The 21813-nt window shown below is 66.3% G+C and carries 18 protein-coding genes and 1 pseudogene; 14 read left to right on the top strand and 5 right to left on the bottom strand.

The window, feature by feature from the left end; all coding sequences use genetic code 11:
* Positions 1-123 precede the first annotated feature (123 nt).
* Together B9C43_RS34820 and B9C43_RS34815 are read left to right on the top strand one after the other, a co-directional pair.
* A complete protein-coding gene (locus B9C43_RS34820; RefSeq protein ID WP_235039032.1) occupies positions 124-1260 on the top strand; it encodes a carboxylate-amine ligase in 1137 nt (378 codons plus the stop codon).
* A 151-nt stretch (positions 1261-1411) separates the two neighbouring features.
* Positions 1412-1633 carry an RNA-binding S4 domain-containing protein gene (locus B9C43_RS34815; protein WP_033390135.1) on the top strand — a complete coding sequence of 74 codons (222 nt, stop codon included), beginning with the start codon at positions 1412-1414 and terminating at the stop codon, positions 1631-1633.
* Here the strand turns inward: B9C43_RS34815 and B9C43_RS34810 are convergent.
* On the bottom strand, positions 1630-2205 hold the full coding sequence (locus B9C43_RS34810) for a sigma-70 family RNA polymerase sigma factor (protein ID WP_033390134.1): 576 nt from the start codon (positions 2203-2205) through the stop codon (positions 1630-1632). The two genes, B9C43_RS34815 and B9C43_RS34810, sit on opposite strands and share 4 nt — an antisense overlap.
* A gap of 73 nt (positions 2206-2278) precedes the next feature.
* Complete coding sequence (locus B9C43_RS34805) at positions 2279-3793, bottom strand: PucR family transcriptional regulator (RefSeq protein ID WP_160096893.1); 1515 nt, start codon at positions 3791-3793, stop codon at positions 2279-2281.
* A 124-nt stretch (positions 3794-3917) separates the two neighbouring features.
* Here B9C43_RS34805 and B9C43_RS34800 point away from each other — a divergent pair, with 124 nt between their 5' ends.
* The 6 genes from B9C43_RS34800 to B9C43_RS34775 all read left to right on the top strand — a co-directional run bounded on the left by B9C43_RS34800 (position 3918) and on the right by B9C43_RS34775 (position 13220).
* Positions 3918-5351, top strand: a complete 1434-nt coding sequence (locus B9C43_RS34800; RefSeq protein WP_033390130.1) for a sodium:solute symporter family protein — start codon at positions 3918-3920, stop codon at positions 5349-5351.
* Positions 5348-6286 (top strand): agmatinase, encoded by a 939-nt coding sequence (gene speB, locus B9C43_RS34795; protein ID WP_084430990.1) that lies wholly within the window; start codon positions 5348-5350, stop codon positions 6284-6286. The genes B9C43_RS34800 and speB overlap by 4 nt, the downstream gene beginning before the upstream one ends.
* Positions 6283-7884 (top strand): thiamine pyrophosphate-binding protein, encoded by a 1602-nt coding sequence (locus B9C43_RS34790; RefSeq protein WP_084430989.1) that lies wholly within the window; start codon positions 6283-6285, stop codon positions 7882-7884. The genes speB and B9C43_RS34790 overlap by 4 nt, the downstream gene beginning before the upstream one ends.
* The gene (locus B9C43_RS34785) at positions 7881-9224 is read left to right on the top strand and encodes an aminobutyraldehyde dehydrogenase (protein WP_084430988.1); all 1344 of its coding nucleotides are present in this window, start codon (positions 7881-7883) and stop codon (positions 9222-9224) included. The genes B9C43_RS34790 and B9C43_RS34785 overlap by 4 nt, the downstream gene beginning before the upstream one ends.
* A 103-nt stretch (positions 9225-9327) precedes the next feature.
* Complete coding sequence (gene ggt / locus B9C43_RS34780) at positions 9328-11070, top strand: gamma-glutamyltransferase (protein WP_235039056.1); 1743 nt, start codon at positions 9328-9330, stop codon at positions 11068-11070.
* Positions 11071-11288: 218 nt separating this feature from the next.
* Positions 11289-13220 (top strand): glycoside hydrolase family 18 chitinase, encoded by a 1932-nt coding sequence (locus B9C43_RS34775; RefSeq protein ID WP_084430986.1) that lies wholly within the window; start codon positions 11289-11291, stop codon positions 13218-13220.
* 45 nt (positions 13221-13265) lie between these two features.
* Here the strand turns inward: B9C43_RS34775 and B9C43_RS34770 are convergent, their stop codons facing one another.
* Both B9C43_RS34770 and B9C43_RS34765 read right to left on the bottom strand, forming a co-directional pair.
* Entirely contained in the window at positions 13266-13736 is a 471-nt protein-coding gene (locus tag B9C43_RS34770) for a PaaI family thioesterase (protein WP_084430985.1), read from the bottom strand.
* Positions 13733-14203: a winged helix-turn-helix transcriptional regulator gene (locus B9C43_RS34765; protein WP_160096891.1), complete on the bottom strand. Its 471-nt coding sequence runs from the start codon at positions 14201-14203 to the stop codon at positions 13733-13735. The genes B9C43_RS34770 and B9C43_RS34765 overlap by 4 nt, the downstream gene beginning before the upstream one ends.
* A gap of 82 nt (positions 14204-14285) precedes the next feature.
* Here B9C43_RS34765 and B9C43_RS34760 point away from each other — a divergent pair.
* The 6 genes and pseudogenes from B9C43_RS34760 (at position 14286) to B9C43_RS34735 (ending at position 21166) form a co-directional block, all read left to right on the top strand.
* Positions 14286-15465, top strand: a pseudogene (locus B9C43_RS34760) (thiolase family protein).
* Positions 15466-15562: 97 nt separating this feature from the next.
* On the top strand, positions 15563-17026 hold the full coding sequence (locus tag B9C43_RS34755; protein ID WP_084430983.1) for a glycoside hydrolase family 28 protein: 1464 nt from the start codon (positions 15563-15565) through the stop codon (positions 17024-17026).
* A 261-nt stretch (positions 17027-17287) separates the two neighbouring features.
* Complete coding sequence (locus B9C43_RS34750; protein ID WP_143446809.1) at positions 17288-18262, top strand: hypothetical protein; 975 nt, start codon at positions 17288-17290, stop codon at positions 18260-18262.
* A gap of 11 nt (positions 18263-18273) precedes the next feature.
* Positions 18274-18819, top strand: coding sequence for a peptide deformylase (gene def / locus B9C43_RS34745; RefSeq protein ID WP_033390120.1), 546 nt, complete (start codon positions 18274-18276; stop codon positions 18817-18819).
* Between the two features lie 2 nt (positions 18820-18821).
* A complete protein-coding gene (gene fmt / locus B9C43_RS34740; RefSeq protein WP_084430982.1) occupies positions 18822-19751 on the top strand; it encodes a methionyl-tRNA formyltransferase in 930 nt (309 codons plus the stop codon).
* A complete protein-coding gene (locus B9C43_RS34735) occupies positions 19748-21166 on the top strand; it encodes an RsmB/NOP family class I SAM-dependent RNA methyltransferase (RefSeq protein ID WP_235039031.1) in 1419 nt (472 codons plus the stop codon). The genes fmt and B9C43_RS34735 overlap by 4 nt, the downstream gene beginning before the upstream one ends.
* 180 nt (positions 21167-21346) lie before the next feature.
* Here the strand turns inward: B9C43_RS34735 and B9C43_RS34730 are convergent, their stop codons facing one another.
* A complete protein-coding gene (locus tag B9C43_RS34730) occupies positions 21347-21772 on the bottom strand; it encodes a DUF3574 domain-containing protein (RefSeq protein ID WP_235039030.1) in 426 nt (141 codons plus the stop codon).
* Between the last annotated feature and the right edge of the window lie 41 nt (positions 21773-21813).

Genomic DNA, 21813 nt, shown 5'->3' with positions numbered 1-21813 from the left:
GGCCACACCCGGTAACGACGTTGCATCCCCCAAACTCACAGTTGGTTCAGCCCAACGCCGCATGCGGGGTGGTGCTGCCTGCTCCTACTGTCGAAGGTAGGAAGGCCGTCACTGGAGGCAGGCGTGAGCGAAGCCCAGCTCGGCACCCGGGAGTACTTGTTGGCCGCCACCGAGGTGGATCAGCTGACGGTCGGCGTGGAAGAGGAGTTCCTGCTGGTCGACGAGGAGTCCGGCAGGCTGGCCGACCGTGCTCCGGACATCCTGTCGGACGTCCGACGTGACGGGCACGACCTGCAGGCGGAGATCGCGCTGAGCCAAATCGAATCGGCCAGCGGTGTCTGCCTGACCATGCCTGAGCTGCGTGCGCAGCTGAGTGGTGCTCGCCGGGTGCTCGCTGAGGAGGCGGAGCGGCACGGGTCGCGGTTGATCGCCACGGGGACGCCAGTGCTGGGCCGTGGATCGCCAAGCGCACTGACCCCCTTGCCGCGGTATCACCGGATGACCCGAGAATTCCGTGCTCTGATTGGGGATCTGCCTGTCTGCGGATGTCATGTGCACGTCGGTCTGCCAGACGATGAAGCCCGAGTGCTGGTGTGCAACCACATTCGTTACTGGCTTCCCACCCTGCTCGCGATCAGCGCCAATTCGCCGTATTGCAACGACTCCGACACTGGATACGCGAGCTGGCGCTATTTGATGTGGAGCCGTTGGCCGTCAGCCGGCGCACCGCCGTGGTTCGAAACGGCCTCGGACTACTACGCCGCTCGTGAACAGGTCATTGCCAGCGGCGCGGCGATGGATCTCGGCATGCTTTATTGGGACGTAAGGCTTTCCGCCCATCAGCCGACGGTCGAAGTCCGCGTTTGCGACGTGGCTCCGACCGTCGACGACGCGGTGCTGATGGCCGCACTGGTTCGCGGTATCGCCGCCACCGCGTTGGCGTCGGGCGAGCGCGCGCCTGCCGTGCCGCCACACCTGTTGCGTCCCGCGCTGTGGCGCGCGGCGCGGGACGGCTTGGAAGGGCAGGGAGTCGATCTCGTCACCGGAGGGCTGGCTCCGGCCGCGGACCTCGCCAGTGCGTTGGTGCGGTGGATCCGCCCGGCGCTTGAGGTGTCCGGGGACTACGAGTTGGTTGACGAGTCTTTGGCCCGTTTGGTGTTGGACGGATGCGGCGCCGCTCGGCAACGGGCGGCGTTCAGTAGAACTGGGTCGTTGGGTGGAGTCGTCCAGTTCCTCGCCGAGCAGACGCGGTCCGCGTGACTTTCGGAGCGCTCGGGAGCTCGGAGCCGATCTCCCGCTCCGCCAGCAGTGCCGCACGGTGTCCTCGCTGGCGGCTATTTCGTGTTTCGTATCCGATAAAGGGCAGGTTGCCGAGCGGTCGTTGATCCGCATGGCGGTAGGCTCGTGCGCGATGAGCATTCGTGAGGTGTCGATCCGGGACGACTCGATCAGGCTCGGTCAGTTCCTGAAACTGGCTGGGCTGGCCGAGGACGGCAGCCATGCGAAGGACCTGATCGAGGCCCAGGACGTGACGGTCAACGACGAGGTCGAGGTGCGCCGGGGCAGGCAGTTGCGGCACGGTGACGTGGTCGCAGTCGACGGCGAACAAGCGCGCTTGGTGGCGAACCGCTAAACGAGTTCGGCGATATCCGCTCGTCGTCGCAGACGTGCCAGCGCCCGGTGTTGAGCGACCCGGACGGCGCCTGGCGTGGAGCCGACGGCCGCGGCCGTTTCCTCAGCGGACAGCCCGACGACGATCCGCAGAACGAGAATGTCGCGTTGGCGGCTGGGTAGGATGCTCAGGATCTCGTTGATCCGCCTGGCGGCCTCGCCCTGCAGGACGTGCTGGACCGGACTGCCCTCGACCTCAGGCGTGTCCGGGATGTCCGCGACTGGTTGCTCTCGGTTACGGGCGACGGCGCGATGGGCATCGGCGACCTTGTGCGACGTGATGCCGTAGACGAACGCCAGGAACGGACGTCCTTGGAACACGTAGCGCGGCAGTGCGGTGAGAACCGCGAGGCAAGCCTCCTGCGCGATGTCATCGGCTGAGGTGTAGGAACGCTCACCCCGGCCGACGCGAGCGCGGCAATAGCGCACGACCAGTGGCCGGATGGTCGTCAGCAGCCGACCCACCGCTTCAGGGTCGCCTTCGACGGCCGCCGGCACCAGGGCGTCGAGGTAGTTGACCAAGTCTGTAGCCACGTGGTCGATCCTTGTTGCCCGCAGTGGTTACCGACAGTGCCGGAAGACTTCGGCGGATTGATGACTTTAGGCCCTACTGGGAATCGGGCCAATCCTGTGGCAGCCAATTGACGGCATACCAGAGGTCCATTCGGTGCTGTGCCTGGGACAGATCCACGTGCAGGGCCCGCTCGATCTGACCGATCCGGTGCCGGACGCTGTTGCGGTGCACATCCAGTGCGGCCGCGGAGCGGTCCCAGTTGCCGTGGTTGGCGAGCCAGACCCGCAGCGTTTCCACCAGATGCGCCGGACCGGGCGAGCGTATCTCGGCGAGCGGCGCCAAAGTGCGCCGCGCGAACGCACGCGCTTGAGCGGGGTCGATCAGCGAAGCGACGCTTTCCGACTCGTTGTCCGCACTGATCGGATGACCCGATGCGGCGGCCCGGCGGCGTAAGGCGACGGCCTCCCGTTCGGCCATCCGCAGATCGGCGACACCGACGACGCCGCTCATCCCGACGAGCCACCCGCGCTTGTGCAACGTCTCCAACGCGGTCGGCGACGGCGCTGAACGTGCGGAAACGATGGCGCGGAAACTGCCGCCTGCCAGATCGACCAGGGGAGTGCCCAGCAACTGGACGAGCTGAGAGAAGTCGCCGTCCACGTCGCCGCGGTGCCTGCGACGCACGTCAACGCCCGCCAGAACGCGGTAATCCTGTCCCGCGCGGTTGTCCAGCAACGCGGCCAGATGGTCGCCCGTCGACTCGGCGGCCGAACCGGCGGCCAGCAGTAACCGCGCGGCCAATCGGGAAGCGTGACCGCGAGACGTGTCTGTGTCTCGCCGCAACAGTCCGAGCATCGCCAACGCCATCGCGACGACAGCGCGGTCGCCGACGCTGAACGCCCGGTTGCGTCCGACGATCAGCACGGACGACTGGTCGATCGGATGCAGGACGACGTGATCGCCGCCGATGTGCGTGCTCGCGCTGCGCGGACCTGAACCACCGCGTAGCCGGGTGGCCAACGACAGCAGGTCCTCGGTCGGCTCGGGCGCCAGGCCGGACCTGGTCACGACCGCGCCGTCGGAATCCAGCAGCATGGCCCAGCCGGTCAGCGACGTGGCCAACGAACGGACCGTGGTCTCTGTCGGCCGAGGACGCGTTGCGGCCCGCGTCAAGTTGCGTTGACCATCGGCGATGACACGAAGTTCGGCATTTTGCGCCTCGGCGAGGGCGGCGCCGACGGCCTGGCTGACGGCAAGGAACGGCGTTCGTTCCGGAACGGCGAGCAACGGCAGGTCGCGGTCGCGGCATGCCTTGACCAGTTCGCGGGGAACAACGTCGTACACCGGGGTGACTCCGAAGCCCAACGCGCTGACACCCGCGTTGATCAGGCTCTCCACGTAAGCGTCAATTTCCGCCGGCGTGCGCGGGAAGTTCGTGCCCGCGGTCAGCAACAGCTCCTGGCCGAGCAGGTACGGCACCGGATCTCGCAGTTCACTGACGTGCGCCCAGCAGATCGGGCGGTCCAGCCGCGACTTGCCGGCTTTCACCTCAAGGCCCAGCTCCGCGCGGCTGACTACCGCACGCAATGGGATGGTCCTGAGCACCATGGCACGCCTCCCCGGGCCGATTCGTCCAATGGTGGCTGGCCAGATTGTGCAGAACAACCTTCGAACGAACCAGACCTGGCTCTTTACGGTGACCGGAACGAAACGCCACGCGTAGGAGATCGACATGGCCCTCGACAACGCAGTGATTGTGGCCTACTTGCTCGGCATGGTCGCGATGGGGTGGTGGGGCATGCGCCGGGCCACCACCAAGAGCGAATACCTGGTCGCCGGGCGGCGGCTGGGCGGCCCGATGTACTCGGGAACGATGTCGGCGATCGTGCTGGGTGGCGCGTCGACGGTCGGCGGCGTGGGCCTCGGCTACAAGTTCGGCATCTCCGGCGCTTGGCTCGTTCTCGCCATCGGTCTCGGCATCCTGCTGTTGTCCGCCGCGTACGCCCGACGGATCCAGCGGCTGAAGGTGTACACGGTCTCGGACATGTTGGATATCCGATATGGGGGTTCGTCGGCGTCCGTGTCCGGCGTCGTGATGTGGGGTTACGCGCTGATGCTGACGGTCACGTCGCTTGGCGCGTCATCGACGATCTTCAAAGTGCTGTTCGGGTTCGACCGCTGGTCGAGCATCCTGCTCGCGGGCGGGATCGTGGTGTTGTACTCGGTGCTCGGCGGCATGTGGTCGATATCTATGACCGACATCGTCCAGTTCGTCGTCAAGACCGTCGGCATCCTGTTCCTGCTGCTGCCGTTCGCGTTGATCAAAGCCGGCGGGTTCGACGGGATGCGGGAACGCCTAGACGCGAGCTTCTTCGACTTCACCGCGATCGGCGGCGATACCATCGTCACGTACTTGGTGATCTACACGCTCGGTCTGCTGATCGGACAGGATATCTGGCAGCGGGTGTTCACCGCGCGGTCCTCAAGCGTCGCGACCTGGGGCGGGATCACCTCCGGCCTGTATTGCGTCATCTACGCGTTCGCGGGCGCGTTGATCGGCATGGCGACCAAGGCGCTGTATCCGAATCTGCCCAGCCGCGATGACGCCTTCGCGACCGCGGTCGAGAACCTGCTGCCGATGGGCGTTCGCGGTCTCGTGCTCGCCGCCGCGCTTGCGGCGCTGATGTCCACGTCGAGCGGTGCGCTGATCGCCTCGTCCACGGTCGCGGCGAACGACATCTGGCCGCGCCTGACCAGGCGTGTATCGGATACGAAAGAGGATGTACACGCCAACCGCATCTTCACCTTGGTGCTCGGTGTCGCCGCGATCGTGCTGGCGATCCTGATCGAAGGCGTGATCGCCGCGCTGACCGTCGCGTACAACCTGTTGGTCGGCGGCTTGCTGGTCGCGATCGTTGGCGGGCTGATCTGGAAGCGCGGCAACCGGCAGGGCGCGCTGGCCTCGATGGTCACCGGCGCGATCACCGTGGTGATCGTGATGTTCACCGCCGGTCTTGAGGCCAACGAGGTCATCTACTACGGACTTGGCGTCAGCCTGGTGTCCTACGTGGTGGTCAGTCTGCTGACGCCGCCGACCGACAAGGCCGTGTTGGATCACTGGAACAGGCGCGTCAACGGCGAGGTCAAGGAGGAAGTGCCAGCATGATCGGTCCGGTCGATTCCTCGAAGGTGCCCCGGTTCGCCGGGCCCGCCACGTTCGCCCGGCTGCCCAGGCTGGACGAGGTGGGCAAAGCCGACATCGCGGTCGTCGGCGTCCCCTTCGACATCGGCGTCTCGTACCGGCCGGGCGCTCGGTTCGCCCCGGCCGCCGTCCGCGAGGCAAGCCGCCTGCTCAGGCCGTACCACCCGGGTCTGGACGTTTCACCCTTCGAGTCCGCGCAGGTCGTGGACGCCGGGGACATCGTGTGCAACCCGTTCAACATCGGCAAGGCGATCACGGAGATCTCCGAGCAGGCGACGGAACTGCTGAACGCGGGCGCCAAACTGGTGACGGTCGGCGGTGATCACACGATCGCCCTGCCGCTGCTGCGAGCCGTCGCGTCGAAACATGGGCCTGTGGCGCTGCTGCACTTCGACGCGCATCTGGACACTTGGGACACGTACTTCGGTGAGCCGTACACACACGGAACGCCGTTCCGCCGCGCGGTCGAGGAAGGCCTGCTCGACACGTCGGCACTGTCGCATGTGGGCACTCGCGGACCGCTCTACGGCCGCGCCGACCTGTCCGAGGACGCACGTCTTGGCTTCGGCATCGTTACGTCAGCTGACGTAATGCGCCGGGGTGTGGATGAGGTCGTCGAGGCGCTGCGAGAGCGGATCGGCGACCGCCCGTTGTACGTGTCGGTCGACATCGACGTCCTCGATCCCGCGCACGCGCCGGGCACCGGAACGCCTGAAGCGGGCGGCATGACAAGCCGGGAACTACTTGAGATCCTGCGCGGCCTGGCGGGAACGAACCTCGTTTCGGCGGACGTCGTCGAGGTCGCACCCGCGTACGACCACGCGGACATCACGTCCATCGCCGCGTCGCACGTCGCGTACGACCTTGTCACACTGCTGGCCATGGGCGTGGCCAAATGAGCCGGACCGGCGGTGACCTGGTCGTCGAGTCTCTGACCGCACTGGGTGCGCGCACCGTTTTCGGGCTTCCAGGTCAGCACGCGCTCGGACTGCTCGACGCGTTGCACCGCTCGACACTCCGCTACGTCGGCAGCCGAACGGAAGTCAACGCGGCGTTCGCCGCCGACGGCCACGCTCGGACGACCGGCGAGGTGACGCCGTTGTTCGTCTCGACCGGTCCGGGCGCGTTGCAGACGTTGGCCGGGTTGCAAGAGGCGGCGGCATCCAGCGTGCCAGTGCTCGGCATCAGCAGTCAGATCCCGTCGGCCGGACTGGGCGGCGCGCGGCGCGGCTTCCTCCATGAACTGCCCGACCAACAGGCCAGCTTCCGCGACGTCGTGAAACACACGCGTGTGGTGCGCGCCGCGTCGCAGATTCCGTCGGCCATCGCCGAGGCGTGGCGGATCGCCGCGAGTGCGCCGACGGGACCGGTGTGGGTTGAGATCCCACAGGATGTATTGCTCGGTCCCGCAGGGGTTCCGGTCGTCAGCGAACTGTCAGGGCAGCCGATCGTATTGGAAATACGATCCGAGTTGATCGCTGAGGCGGCGCGTGTACTGGCCGACGCGCAGCGGCCGGTGATCCTCGCTGGCGGGGGAGTGGTCCGCAGCGGCGCGCAGCCGGAGTTGCTGACGTTGGCCGAGAAGATCGGCGCGCCGGTGGTCACGACATTCGGCGGCAAGGGCGCCTTCCCGTGGCACCACAAGCTTTCGCTGCAGTCCTGGTTGGAGGACTGGCACACCACCGAGGTGCTGCAGGACGCCGACGTCCTGCTGGTGATCGGTTCCGGACTTGGCGAACTGTCGAGCAACTACCACACGTTCCAGCCGCGTGGCCGGGTCATCCAGATCGAAGCCGACCTGGGCAAGCTCGAGTCCAACCACCGCGCGCTGGGCATCCACGCCGACGCGAAACTCGCCTTGCGCGCACTGATACCGCTCGCGGAACAACGGGACGCGGTCGTTCCCGAACTGCTGACCAAGGTTCAGCAACGACTCGACGGGCAGGACTTGACGTTGGAACGTGACGTGCTCGCCAGCGTCCGCGACGCGTTGCCCGACGACGCGCCGAGCTTTTGGGACATGACGATCCTGGCCTACTGGGCTTGGTCGGCATGGGACCCACGCGACGGCGCAATGCACTCAGCGCAGGGTGCGGGCGGTCTCGGCTACGCGTTCCCAGCCGCGCTCGGTGCGGCGTCCACTGTGGATGGCCCCGTCCTGGCCGTGTCGGGCGACGGCGGCGCCATGTACGGATTGCCGGAGTTGGCCACGGCGAAGCAGCACAACCTGAACGTCACGTGGCTCATTGTGGACGATGGCGGCTACGGGATCCTGCGCGAATACATGACCGACGCCTTCGGTGCTGCCAGCGGAACCGAACTGGCCAGGCCGGACTTTGTGGCCCTGGCGGAGTCGTTCGGCATCCCGGCCATTCAGACAACTCCCGAACGGCTTCGAACCGACCTGGCCGACGCATTGGCCGACGCGGGACCGCGTGTGGTTGTCCTGCCTGCGTTGCTGCGGATGTTCGCCCCAACCCACCTGGAGCACCGATGAACGCACTCGACCTGGTCAATCCTGCGACCGGGGAAGTCTTCGGCTCGATCCCGGTCGGTCGTGAGTCCGAAGTGGATACCGCGGTCCAGAACGCGGCGAAGGCCTTCACCACGTGGCGCCGCAGCACGCCGATGGAACGGCAGGCCGCGTTGCTCGCGATCGCTGACGCCTTGCAAGCCAGGGCGGACGAGTTCGCTGACCTGGAATGCCGGGAGACCGGCAAGGACCGGGCGGTGATGCTCAGTGACGAAATTCCGCAGTCCGCTGACGTCTTCCGGTTCTTCGCAGGTGCGGCACGGACGTTGCCCGGTGCGTCAGCCGGGGAGTACTTGGCCGGGCACACGTCGAGCCTGCGCCGCGAGCCAGTCGGCGTGATCGCGCAGATCACGCCGTGGAACTACCCGCTGATGATGGCGGTGTGGAAGATCGCGCCCGCCGTCGCCGCAGGTAACACCGTTGTGATCAAGCCAGCTGACACCACGCCCAGCAGCACGGTCCTGCTTGGCGAGCTGGCTGCGGACTTCCTGCCCGAAGGCGTGGTCAACGTTGTCACCGGCGACCGCGACACTGGCAGGCTGCTTGTCGCCCATCCCGTCCCCGCGATGGTGTCGATCACCGGATCCACTCGCGCGGGTATCGAAGTGGCGCGGGCCGCGGCGGACACCTTGAAGCGGACACACCTTGAGCTCGGCGGCAACGCGCCGGTTCTGGTGTTCGACGACGTCGACGTGGTCTCGGCGGCGGACGGGATCATCGCCGCGGCGTTCTACAACGCTGGCCAGGACTGCACGGCGGCGACACGAGTGCTTGTCCAGGAACGCGTGCACGACGAGTTCGTCAACGCGTTGGTGGCCCGGGCCAAGGCGGCGAAGACCGGGCCGCTCAACAGCGCGGTCCAGTTGGAGCGGGTGCTCGGGCTGATGGACCGCCTTCCCGGCCATGCTGTCGTCCACTGTGGAGGTAAGCGGCTCGGCGACCGGGGATTCTTCCTGGAACCGACCGTCGTCTCCGGATTGCGCCAGGATGACGAGATCGTCCAGGAAGAGGTCTTCGCGCCGGTCGTGACCGTGCAGCGGTTCGGTACCGAGGAAGAGGGCGTTACCAGCGCGAACGGCGTCCCGCAAGGCCTGGCCTCCTCGGTGTGGACAACCGATGCGGGCCGCGTCGCCCGCGTCAGCATCGACCTGGACTTCGGCTGTGTCTGGGTGAACACCCATGGCCCGCTCGCAGCGGAGATGCCGCACGGCGGGTTCGGCCAATCCGGATACGGCAAGGACCTGTCCATGATCGGCCTGGAGGACTACACGCGCGTCAAGCACGTGATGACCAAGCTGGCTTGAGATCGCCACGCCGGCGAGGCAAAGTGGGCAACCTCAAACGTTTGTGGGAGGTCACGTCGTGCGCAGATCAGCCGCCCTATTCGCCTTACTCACCGCGACCACCGTGCTGGTCGGTGGTGCGGAGGCGGGCGCGAGTCCCAGTCGGCCCAAGGTGCCCGAGGCGATCGGCTACGGCGGCGCGGTCGCGAGTATCGACGCTGACGCGACCGCGATCGGCATCTCTGTCCTGCGTCGTGGTGGCAATGCGGTCGATGCCGCAGTGGCGACGGCAGCGGCGTTGGGCGTCACCGATCCGTTCTCCAACGGCATCGGCGGCGGTGGATTCTTCGTGTTCTACGAAGCGAAGACCGGCAAGGTCCACACGATCGACGGCCGCGAGACAACACCGATGTCGGCGACCGAAACGATGTTCCAAGAAAACGGCGTGCCGATTCCCTTCGCCGAAGGTGTGACCAGCGGGTTGAGCGTTGGCGTTCCCGGCACACCGCGCACGTGGCAGCGCGCGCTGCAGCTGTGGGGACGGAAGTCGCTCAAGGACGTGATGAGGCCTGCGGAGCAGCTCGCCCGCAGCGGATTCGTCGTGGACGACACGTTCCGCAACCAAATCGCCAACAACGCGGCGAGGTTCTCCGCGTTCCCGTCCACCCGTGAGCTGTACCTGCCGGGTGGCCAGCCGCCGGCGGTGGGCACGAAGTTCCGTAATCCCGACATGGCCAACACCTACCGGGAACTGGCCGACACGAACCTGAAGTCGCTGTACCGCGGTCAAATCGGCAAGGAAATCGTCAAGACCGTGCAGCAGCCGCCGAAGGATCCGGCGTCCACTTTGAACGTGCGGCCAGGCAAGATGACCGAGGCCGATCTTGCTCGTTATGACGCTCCGCTGCGCGAACCGACCAAGACGGCCTACCGCGGCCTGGACGTCTACAGCATGGCGCCGCCGTCCTCGGGTGGCACGACCGTCGGCGAAGCGCTGAACATTCTGGAGCCGACGAACCTCAGCAAGCTGTCGAAGACGGACTATCTGCATTACTTCCTGGAGTCGACCCGGCTGGCGTTCGCTGACCGCAACCGGTGGGTCGGGGACCCGGCGTTCAGCAACGTGCCCACGCGTGAGTTGCTGTCGCAGCGCTTTGCCGACTCACGCGCTTGCCTGATCAACCCGACCAAGGCGTTGACGAGCCCGGTCGCGCCCGGCGACCCGCGTAACCCGGAACCGTGTGCGACCACTGGCCAGGGTGTCGCCGCCGAGATCGGCAGCAAGCACACCACGCACCTGACCACTGCGGACGCGTGGGGCAACGTCGTTGCGTACACATTGACCATTGAGTCGGAGGGCGGCAACGGAATCGTCGTGCCGGGGCGCGGCTTCCTGCTCAACAACGAGTTGACCGACTTCAACTTCGCGCCGCTGTTCCCCGGCGTTCCTGACCCGAACCTGCCTGCCGCGGGCAAGCGGCCGCGCTCGTCGATGGCGCCGACCATCGTGTTGCGTAACGGGAAGCCGTTCTTCGCCACTGGCTCGCCGGGTGGCGCGTCCATCATCACCACGGTCACTCAGGTGGTCACCGGACGGGTGGATCGTGGCATGTCGCTCAAGGACGCGATCGCCGCACCGCGTGCCTCGCAGCGCAACTCCGCGTCGGCTCAGGTCGAGAAGGAGTTCCTCGCGCAGCCGGAGACGGCTGAATTGATCGCTCGTGGACAGGGCTTCAGCAACGCGCCGGGTGAGATCGGCGCGGCGACCGGCGTTGAGCGGTTGCCCGACGGGCGGTGGATCGCTGCGGCCGAGACCGTTCGGCGCGGCGGTGGCTCGGCGGCGGTCGTGATTCCTGCGCGCTGGTAGGGCGCTGGTCGTTCGTCAACAAGCGGAGCACCTCGGTCTTATGCCGGGGTGCTCCGCTTTTGTTGTGCGGACGCGTTGCGCCGGAACCGGTTTCTTGTCGGCGCGGGTTGCGGTCAGGTGACGAAGTTTGGTCTAGACCTTGAGTTGATCATTGGTCTGAACCATTAACTGGTGTGTGGTCTTCCTGCCACAACCCTGCCAACTGGAGGAAGAAACCGATGTCAGTCGGACAACGGCGATTCGGCATCCTGCTGGTCGCCAGTTCACTCGCGTTATCTGGCTTCTCCGGCACCGCGCAGGCCGCCGCCAATCCCACCGCGACGTTCACCAAGGTGTCCGACTGGGGCACCGGGTTCACCGGCCAAGTGGTGGTCCGGGCCGGTGACTCGACCGCGCTCAACGGCTGGACCGTGAAGTTCGATCTGCCCACGGGCACCAGCATCGGCTCGACGTGGGAAGCGAACATGACCCGCGTCGGCGACAGCTACACGTTCGTCAACCGGCCGTACAACGGCAGCGTGGCCGCTGGCGCCACGACGACATTCGGGTTCAACGGCGCCGGCCCCGGCGCGCCGGTGAACTGCACGATCAACGGCAACCCGTGTGACGGTTCGTCGGGGGAGCCTGACACCGAGGCGCCGACCGTCCCGACCGGCCTCGCGGCGGGCACGACCAGCGGCACGGTTCCGTTGAGCTGGACCGCGTCCACCGACAACGTCGGCGTTATCGGATACGATATTTTCCAAGGTTCTTCGACGACGCCGGTTGGCACCGCGTCGTCCACGTCGTTCATTGTCGGCGGTTTGCAACCGTCGACGACGTACAGCTTCCGGGTGCGCGCACGCGACCGTGCAGGCAACGTTTCCGCGCTCAGCGCGCCGGTGTCTGCGACCACAAAGGAGACCGGCAACCCCGGGCCGGGCGGAAAACGCAAGGTCGGCTACTTCACCCAGTGGAGCGTCTACGACCGCGCGTACTACATCAAGAACCTGGACACTTCCGGGTCAGCGGCGAAACTGACGCACATCAACTACGCGTTCGGCAACATCGATTCCGCCGGCCGTTGCTTCCAGGCGAACCAACTGGGCCAAGGCGACGCGTGGGCTGACTACCAGCGGCGGTTCACCGCGGACCTGACCGTCAACGGGCAAGCGGACGTCTACAACCAGCCGCTGGCCGGAAACCTCAACCAGATCAAGCAGTTGAAGGCCAAGTACCCGCACCTGAAGGTCAACTTGTCGCTGGGTGGCTGGACCTGGTCGAAGTACTTCTCCAACGCGGCGCTGACCGCTTCCTCACGACAGGCGCACGTGTCTTCGTGCCTGGACATGTGGATCAAGGGCAACCTGCCGCAACTCGGCGGGGAGCCGCAAGGCGGACCTGGGTCGGCCGCGGGCGTGTTCGACGGCATCGACCTGGACTGGGAATGGCCGGGCAGCGAGGGCAACGTCGGAAACGTCGTGCGTCCGGAGGACAAGCAGAACTTCACTTTGCTGGTTCAGGAGTGGCGCCGCCAGCTTGACGCGTACGGCGCGACGACGGGCAAGCACTACGAGTTGACCGCGTTCCTGCCCGCCGATCCCGACAAGGTGACCGCGGGCTTCGAGGTGAGCCAGATCTTCAACTCGCTGGACTTCGCCACCCTGCAGGGTTACGACCTGCACGGTGGTTGGGAGACGGTGACCAACAACCAGTCCGCGCTGCGCCTTCCGGCGGGCGACCCCGGCCCGAAGCCGTACAGCGTCGAGATCGCGGCGAACGCGTGGACCAGCAGGGGCGCTCCCGCCAACCGGCTTGTTCTCGGTGTGCCGTTCTACAGCCGTGGATGGACCGGCGTGCCCAACGTCAACAACGGCCTGCACCAAACGGCGACCGGTCCGGCGCCTGGTCGCTACGAAGCGGGCATCAACGACTACAAGCTGATCAAACCGTTGGTCGGCAGCGGTTACCAGGTGTACCGGGATGCCGCCGCGGGACACGCGTGGCTGTTCAACGGCAGCACGTTCTGGACCTACGACGACCCGACCGAGATCGCCAGGAAGACCGCCTGGATCACCAGCAACGGGCTGGGCGGAGCGATGATCTGGTCAATGGACGGCGACACGTCCAACGGTGAGTTGATGACCGCGGTGCACCAGGGCATCGGCTGACGGCAAAGGACCGCGCACGTTGGCCCGCCGGTCAACGTGCGCGGTTCACGACAGGATCATCAGGCTGCTGGTGGCTGTCGCGAGTAGACGATCCTTGGTGTCGGTCATCCGCGCTTCAGCCAACGCGATTCGCCGTCCTTGGTGGGTCAGCGTTCCGGTGCATCGGATCACGTCGGTGCGTTCTGAGATGGCGCTGAGGAACTTGACTGACAGGTCAATCGACGTATAGCCGACGCCTACATCCAATTTTGTATGCAACGCGCAGCCGGCAGCGGTGTCCATCATGGACGCGATGAATCCACCGTGGACGATGCCGGCGCCGTTGTACATGTACTCCGCGGGTTTGACGCCGAACACGACTCGGCCTGGTTTGACATCGATCATGTCGAAGCCAAGTGTCTGTACCATCGGCGGCGGGGAGACGGTGCCCGCGAGGATTCCGCACATGATCTCCATACCGGTCAGCTCCGCCGGGAACTCGGGCGTTCCCCAGTGATACGTACGGCTGTTCGTCATCGCCCCTCCGACATGGCGGCCCACTTGCGCTGATAGACCCGGTCGGCCGAGGTGAGCGGTTCGCCGCAAGTGCTGCACACGGTCGGTGAACTGCTCAAGTGATCAGCTGACCGGTGCAGGATGGACATCTCGATGTGCCGGGTGGGCGCCTGTGTGTACTTCTCGCCCCACCGCGCGAGCGCGTCGAGCGCTGGCAGAAGGTCGGCGCCAGCGTCTGTGATCACGTACTCGTTCTGCATCCGTTGTTTGCCGCGATACGGCCTGCGGCGCAGCAGTCCCGCGTCGACCATCTGGGCAAGCCGGCGTGACAGCACGTTGTCGGCGACCTGGAGCACTTCGCGGAACCGCTCGAACTTCGTCGTGCCCAGCAACGCCTCGCGGAGCACGAGCATGACCCACGGGTCGCCGACCACATCGAGTGATCGGGCGATCGGGCACGGGTGCTTCGACCAGTCCTGACGTAGCACGGGACGCTCCTCACATTGGCTTGCTCGAAGAAAGCCTATACGAAGTAGGCTTGCTTTAAGCAAGTCAACAAGGAGGTTGGCCATGAAGGACGCTGTGATCGTCGACGCCGTACGCACGCCGATCGGCAAAGGCCGCGCCACGGGAACGTTGGCTGGTGTGCATCCCGTCGACCTGCACGCGCACGCCATTCGCGCACTTGTCGACCGGACGGGTATCGACCCGGCACTGATTGACGACGTGATTTCCGGTGCGGTCGGCCAGATCGGTGAGCAAAAGTGGCAACACCGCGCGCTGGGCCGCGCTCGCCGCCGGACTGCCGGAGTCCGTCCCCGCGGTCACCATTGACCGGCAATGTGGCAGCAGTCAGCAGGCCATCCATTTCGCCGCTCAAGGTGTGCTCGCTGGTGCGTACGACGTTGTCATCGCCTCGGGCATCGAGTCGATGAGCCACGTCCCGATCGGCAGCCAGCGCGACGGCCGGGACTTCATTGGCACGCAGGTTGCCGCGCGGTACCCGGACGGTCTCGTTCCGCAAGGGATCAGCGCCGAGTTGATCGCCGCTCGCTGGGGTTTGACCCGCGAGCAACTCGACATGTTCGCCGCAACGAGTCATCAACGCCCGGCGGCCGCATGGGCGGACGGTCGGTTCGACCGCGACGTTGTGCCGCTGAAGGTGGGCGCGGACGAGGTGCGACTGGACGAGTCGGTCCGCCCGTCGACCACTGTGGACGTTCTGGCCGGACTCAAGCCGGCGTTCTACGACGACTACTGGGCGGAGCGTTTCCCGCAGATCGGCTGGCACGTGACCGCGGGCAACTCGTCACCGATCAACGACGGCGCCGCGGCTGTGCTGATCACCAGCAGCGAGACGGCACAACGCCTCGGCCTTAAGCCGCGCGCACGGCTGCACAGCTTCGCCGTCGTCGGCGACGATCCGTTGCTGATGCTCACCGGCGTCTTTCCCGCGACCGCCAAGGTGCTCGACCGGGCCGGCCTCACGCTCGGCGACATCGACGCGTTCGAGGTCAACGAAGCGTTCGCCAGCGTTGTCCTGGCCTGGCAGGCGGAAACCGGTGCCGATCTGGCGAAGGTGAACGTCAACGGCGGCGCGACTGCGATCGGTCATCCGCTGGGTGCGAGTGGCGCGCGGCTGATGACCACGCTGTTGTCGGTTCTCGAGCAGACCGGCGGCCGGTACGGCCTGCAGACCATGTGCGAAGCCGGAGGCCTTGCCAACGCCACGATCATCGAACGGCTCTGAATGTTGACGGTGACCGTCCGGCAGCCCTAATGTACGTTCCTGTAAACGTTTTCATTCTGCCGCGAGAGTGACACGTCAAAGAAGACGAGGTGAGCTCATGGCGAGAATCGGCACGTTGATCGTATCTGGACTGATCATCACAGGACTGACCATTCCTGTGGCGCAGGCCGCGGCGCCGCCGGTGTTCAACGTCAAGTCGTACGGCGCCACAGGCAACGGCAGCACCAACGACGACGATGCCATCGATCGGGCTATCAACGCCGCCAACGCGGCAGGTGGCGGCGTTGTGGACTTCCCGGCCGGGCGGTACCGCTCACGGACGATCCACATCAAGAGCAACGTCACGCTCAATCTCAACGCGGGCGCGACCTTGCTCGCCGCGAGCAGCGGCATGGATCGCGCCGAGCCGAACGAATGGGACGAATACCAGGACTACGGGCACAGCCACTTCCGCAACGCGCTGATCTTCGGCGAGAACGTCGAGAACATCGCGTTCACCGGCGCTGGCACGATCGACGGCGACAACAACCTGATCACCGGCGATCCCGACCAGGGCCAGGCCGACAAGGCGCTGAGCCTCAAGTACTGCCGCAACCTCCGCTTCCAGGACATCACCTTCCGCCAGGGTGGCCACTTCGCGATCCTGATCAACGGCTGCGACGGCGTGCAGATGCACAACACCAAGATCCTCAGCGCGGACGACCGGGACGCGTTCAACATCATCAACACGTCCAATGTGGAGATCGCGAACTCCCGGATCGAGGCCAGCGACGACGCGGTCGTGTTCAAGAGCGACTACGCGCTCGGCCGGACCTTCCCGACCGAGAACGCGATCGTCCGGGACTCGACGATCCTGTCGACGGAGAACAACGCACTGCAGTTCGGTTCGGAGACGTGCGGTAACTTCCGCAACATCCAGTTCAAGAACCTCAACGTGACCGGCGCGGGCAAGGCGGGCATAGGCATGGTGTCGATGGACGGCGCCACGATCGAGAACATCACGTACGACAACATCAAGCTCAGCAAGACCGCCTCGGCGATCTTCATGCACATCGGCAAACGCTCGCGCTGCCCGGGCAACCCGCCCGCGGGCAAGATCCGCAACATCACGCTGAAGAACATCACCGGCACGAACCTGACCACACCGCGCGACGTCGCCGGTGACGACGAGTACTCGGCCACCATCACCGGCCGCACTGACTCGCCGATCGAGAACGTCACGTTGGAGAACGTGAGCCTGAACTTCCCCGGCGGTCACCCGGCGTCCGACGCCAACCGCGTGCCGCCGGAGAACTCGACCGCGTACCCGCCGCGGACGTTCGGCGTCCGCCCGGCCTACGCGTTCTGGGTGCGGCACGCCAAGGGCATCAAGTTCCTCAACAGCACCGTTGAGTTCCAGAAGTCCGACGGCCGGCCCGCGTTCCTTGCCAACGACACGACCGGCGTGGTCATCGACGGCGTGACCATGGAGCGCAGCACGGGCAGCTGGGATGTGACGTTCCAGAAGTCCAGCGGGCAGCAGGTCGTCAACAGCGGCAACCCGCGCGTCCGAGTCCAGTAACCCCGGTGATATCCATGCGGCGGCCGCAGCAACAGCGGCCGCCGCACTGCGTTTGGGGACACTGTGAGTGAGTGGACGGCGATGGCTGGCACGTCCTATTTCGTTGTTCCAGATGAAGAGACGGCCCGGGCACTAGCCGAAGCCTTCGCGGAGTTCGGATATCCCCGAGTGACAGCTCGACCGAGCCGGGCGCTGCCGTTTGACGTCGACCCTGTCGAGCGAACGAGTTGGACCGTCTTCGTGGTCGACGAGGGACCGTATATGACCGACAAGGCCGGTCATCGCGCTTACCGCGAGGTGGGTCGGCGGGCCGCTGCGGTCGCGCGAGAGCACGGTGGGTTCTTCCAAGGCGGATCCCAGTTCGATGTGAGCCAGCTGGGGATTGCCGACCAGGACGGGCCGATTCGGCTGATCAATCCGGGGCGGCGGCCTGCCGTGCCGGAGATCGTGGAGGTTCCGCAGCCCGCGGATGCCATCCTCTCGCTCAGCCCGGATGACATCGAGAAAACCGAGATCGATCTCAGCGGACTCGACGACATCGACTGGGCAGCACTCGAGCACGCGCACGGCAGCGCCGAGGACATCCCCGGCCTGATCCGCGGCCTCGCCCACGACTTCGAAGTGTGGGAAGAGTGGGCGGAGATCCACAGCGAGCTCTTCGGCGACAACCTCATGCACCAGGGGACGTTCTACTCGGCGACGGCGCCCGCGATCCCGTTCATCGCCCGGATGGTGACATCCGGCGCCCTGCCCGCCATCTGCCGGTCGTATCTCTACCGCGACCTGACCCTCGCCGCAGGCGAGCGGGACGCCAGCATGGTTTCGCGGATGGCGTTTGGTGGCGAGCCGGAACCCGCGGCCTGGACTGATGAGGTTCACCGAGCTGTCGGCGAAGTTTTGCCGTCGTTGCTGGAGCGCTGGGACTTCGAACCGCCTGCCAATCGTTATCCGCTGGCGCTGCTGGCCGCGCTTTACTCCCGAACCGAAGTCATCGCCAAGGTGGAGGCGATGGCTCATCAGTTTTCGGATACGAAACCTGGTTGCTATCTCCGGCTCGCCGTCGCGGTGCTGCGCGGTGCGGACGACGACGCGGCCGAGATGTCAGAGGCAATCGCCGCATGGGAGGACTACGGCGACGACAGGTACCTTGACGAGCCCGGCGTCAGCGGGACTACCAAGGGCCGGATCACCCTGACCAAGGGAGTGCTGACAACCGCCTACGAGGAAACTTCGTAGAATCGAACGTCGTGACCATCCAACCGATCAGGCTCTTCGGTGACCCGGTGCTGCGCACGCCCGCGGACGAGGTCGTCGACTTCGACAAGGAGCTCCGTACGCTCGTCCAGGACCTGTGGGACACCATGGAGTCGCAGGGCGGTGCCGGGCTCGCCGCCCCGCAGTTGGGCGTGGGCCTGCGGGTGTTCACGTATCACTGCGACGGCTTCGCCGGGCACATGGTGAACCCGACGTGGAACGCGATCGACGACGAATGCCAGGACGGCGAGGAAGGCTGCCTGTCCATCCCTGGCTTCACCTGGGAGACACGGCGGCTGCGCAACATCGTCGCGACCGGGTGGAACATGCACGGCGAACCGATCGAGATCGAGGGAACCGACCTGCTGGCGCGCTGTATCCAGCATGAGACCGACCACCTGGACGGCGTGCTGTTCCTCGACCGGCTCGACCCGGACACGCGCAAGCAAGCGATGCGCGAGATCCGGCAGGCGTCGTGGTTCAGCGGTTCGATGCCGACGATCAAGCAGGACCCGCACGCGTTGTTCGGAGGCTTCTGACCATGCGGCTGGTCTTCGCCGGGACGCCCGAGCCCGCGGTACCGACACTCCAAGCACTGATCGACTCACCGCGGCACGAGGTCGTCGCGGTGGTGACCAGGCCGGACGCCCCCGCTGGCCGCGGCAGGCACGTCGTCCGGTCGCCGGTCGGTGCGTTGGCTGACGAACACGGCATCGAGGTGCTTACGCCGCAACGCGTCAAGGACCCGGATTTCCTGGCCAAGTTGACCGAGTTGGCGCCGGACTGCTGCCCGGTCGTCGCGTATGGGGCGTTGCTGCCGCAGGTCGCGTTGGACATTCCTCCGCACGGTTGGGTGAACCTGCACTTCTCGCTGTTGCCAGCGTGGCGTGGCGCCGCGCCGGTGCAGGCCGCTATCAGGGCGGGCGACGAGATCACTGGTGCGAGCACGTTCCGGATCGTCAAGGAACTGGACGCGGGGCCGGTGTTCGGTGTGCTGACCGAGCCGATCCGGCCGCAGGACACCGCGGGCGACTTGCTCGCCAGGCTCGCGGTGGCCGGTGCCGACCTGATGGTGTCCACGTTGGACGGAATCGAGGACGGCACGATCCGCGCGGTCGAGCAGCAAGAGGTCGACGGGGTCAGTTACGCCTCCAAGATCACGGTGGACGACGGGCACATCGACGTGACGCAGCCCGCGCTCGCGGTCGATCGCCTGGTGCGTGCCGTCACGCCGGAGCCGGGCGCGTGGGCGGAGTTCCGCGGCGAACGTCTCAAGCTCGGGCCGGTGACGGTGGTTGACGCCGAGGCGCTGCAGCCTGGTGAGGTCAAAGTGGAACGCAAGCGTGTGCTTGTCGGCACCGCGACGCAGCCCGTGCAGCTGGGCGATGTCCAAGCGCCGGGTAAGAAGAAGATGGCTGCGACCGACTGGGCTCGTGGGGCCCGGGTCGAGCAAGGAGAACGATTGTCTTGACGCACCGACCGTCCCGGCCGCGACGGGCGCATCCGCCGCGCCGCCGTGAGCCGTCCGCTCCGCGCCCGCCGATGGAGGATCCGGCTCGTCGCGCGGCGTTGGACACGTTGCGCGCGGTGCGTGACCGTGACGCGTACGCGAACCTCGTCTTGCCCGGTTTGCTGCGGGAACGGCGGATCACCGGACGTGACGCGGCTCTGGCGACTGAGTTGGCGTACGGCACGTGCCGCGCGATGGGCTGGCTGGACCAGGTGATCGCCGAATGCTCGGACCGTCCGTTGTCGCAAGTGGACAAGCAGCTGCTCGACGTGCTCCGGCTGGGCGCGTATCAACTGTTGCGCACCCGGATCCCACCGCACGCCGCCGTGTCGTCCACTGTGGATCTCGCTCGGTTCGACGTCGGTTCCCGGTTGGCCGGGTTCGCCAACGCGGTGCTCCGCAAGGTTGGCGAACGGTCCGAACAGGAGTGGGTCGACGCGCTGGCGCCATCCCGTATCGAAGATCCTATAGGATATTTGGCAACGGCGACCGCTCATCCGCGGTGGATCGCGCGCGCGTTCGCTGACTCGCTCGGCGACAAGGGCGACCGCCTGCAGGCCGCGCTGGAAGCCGACGATGAACGTCCCGCTGTGCACTTGGTGGCGCGGCCGGGCGAGATCACCGCTGAGGAACTCGCTGCGATCACCGGTGGCGATGTCGCGCCGTACTCGCCTTATGGCGTGCGGTTGGAAGCCGGCGCCGGTGATCCGTCCGATATGGAACCCGTTCGCGAACGGTTCGCAGGCGTGCAAGACGAAGGCAGTCAGCTGTGCGCGATCGCGTTGACGCGGCCGACGCTCACCGGCTCCGACGAGCGTTGGCTGGACCTGTGCGCGGGGCCGGGCGGTAAGGCGGCGATGCTCGGCGCCTTGGCTGGGCTGAGTGACGCGACTGTGGACGCCGTCGAAAAGGCGCCGCACCGGGCGAAGCTCATCGAGAACGCCACCGAGGGACAGCCGGTGACCGTGCATGTGGTCGACGGTCGCGACACCGGGTTCAAACCGGGCAGCTTCGACCGGGTGCTCGTGGACGCGCCGTGCACCGGGCTCGGTGCATTGCGGCGCAGGCCCGAGGCGCGGTGGCGGCGTCAGCAATCGGACGTCGGCGACCTGACCAAACTGCAGCGCGAACTGCTGCTGTCGGCGATGGAACTCGTCCGGCCAGGCGGCGTGGTCGCGTACGTCGTGTGCTCGCCGCACCTGTCCGAGACCGTTGGCGTTGTCGGCGACGTGGTTCGCCGGACCAAAGCAGAGCAATTGGACGCCCGGGAGTTCTTCCCTGGCGTGCCCGATCTCGGCGACGGTCCCGACGTGCAGCTCTGGCCGCACCTGCACGGCACGGACGCGATGTACTGCGCCATCATCCGAAGGATTTAGGCAAGTACAACGGAAGCCACGAGGGCCCGCTCGGCGTCGTGACACGACCTGATCAGCCGACCCAGGCCGCCGTTGGCGAGGATCGCGCTCGCCGGTCCGCCGAGTGTCGCGATGAGACACCCGATGGCGCCTCGTGCCTGTGAGCGTCCCGCTTTGTCCGGAACGCTCACAGCTTCGGCGTCAGAAGGAGACACGCTCGACGCTGTCAGCGCGCAGGACGGACTGCTGCTGGAACTGCGTCTTGTAGTCGGTGCGGATCTCTTCGATGTCGCGGTTGGCCGTCCGCTTGGTGTACGGGTACAGCAGGATCAGCACGTACGAGTCCTCTTTGCCGCCCATCCACTGGCCGTGCGCCTCGAGCCAGGTCAGGCCGTCCGGGAACGCGGGCGTGACCTCCTTGTCCACGAACTGCTCGAAATCGGCGGGCGTGATGACCGAACCGTCCGGTTTGCTGCCGCCGAAGTACAACTCCGTGCGCTTGTAGGACTCCCCAGGTGTCTTCTCGACCGCGTTGTCCACAGTGGCCGGCGCGGCGGTTCCGGCGGCGGTCAACCCCAGCATCAGCGCGGTCACCATGCCGGCGATGGCGGTGCGTCGTGTCGTCATGGACGGCATTCAAGCGGTACCGGCGGGTCTTTGTCCGCGAA

The sequence above is a fragment of the Kibdelosporangium aridum genome, from assembly GCF_900176515.1.
GTDB classification, from domain to species: Bacteria; Actinomycetota; Actinomycetes; order Mycobacteriales; family Pseudonocardiaceae; genus Kibdelosporangium; species Kibdelosporangium aridum.
The sequence above is the reverse complement of the archived record's forward strand: the minus strand, read 5'-3'. Positions and strand labels throughout refer to the sequence as shown.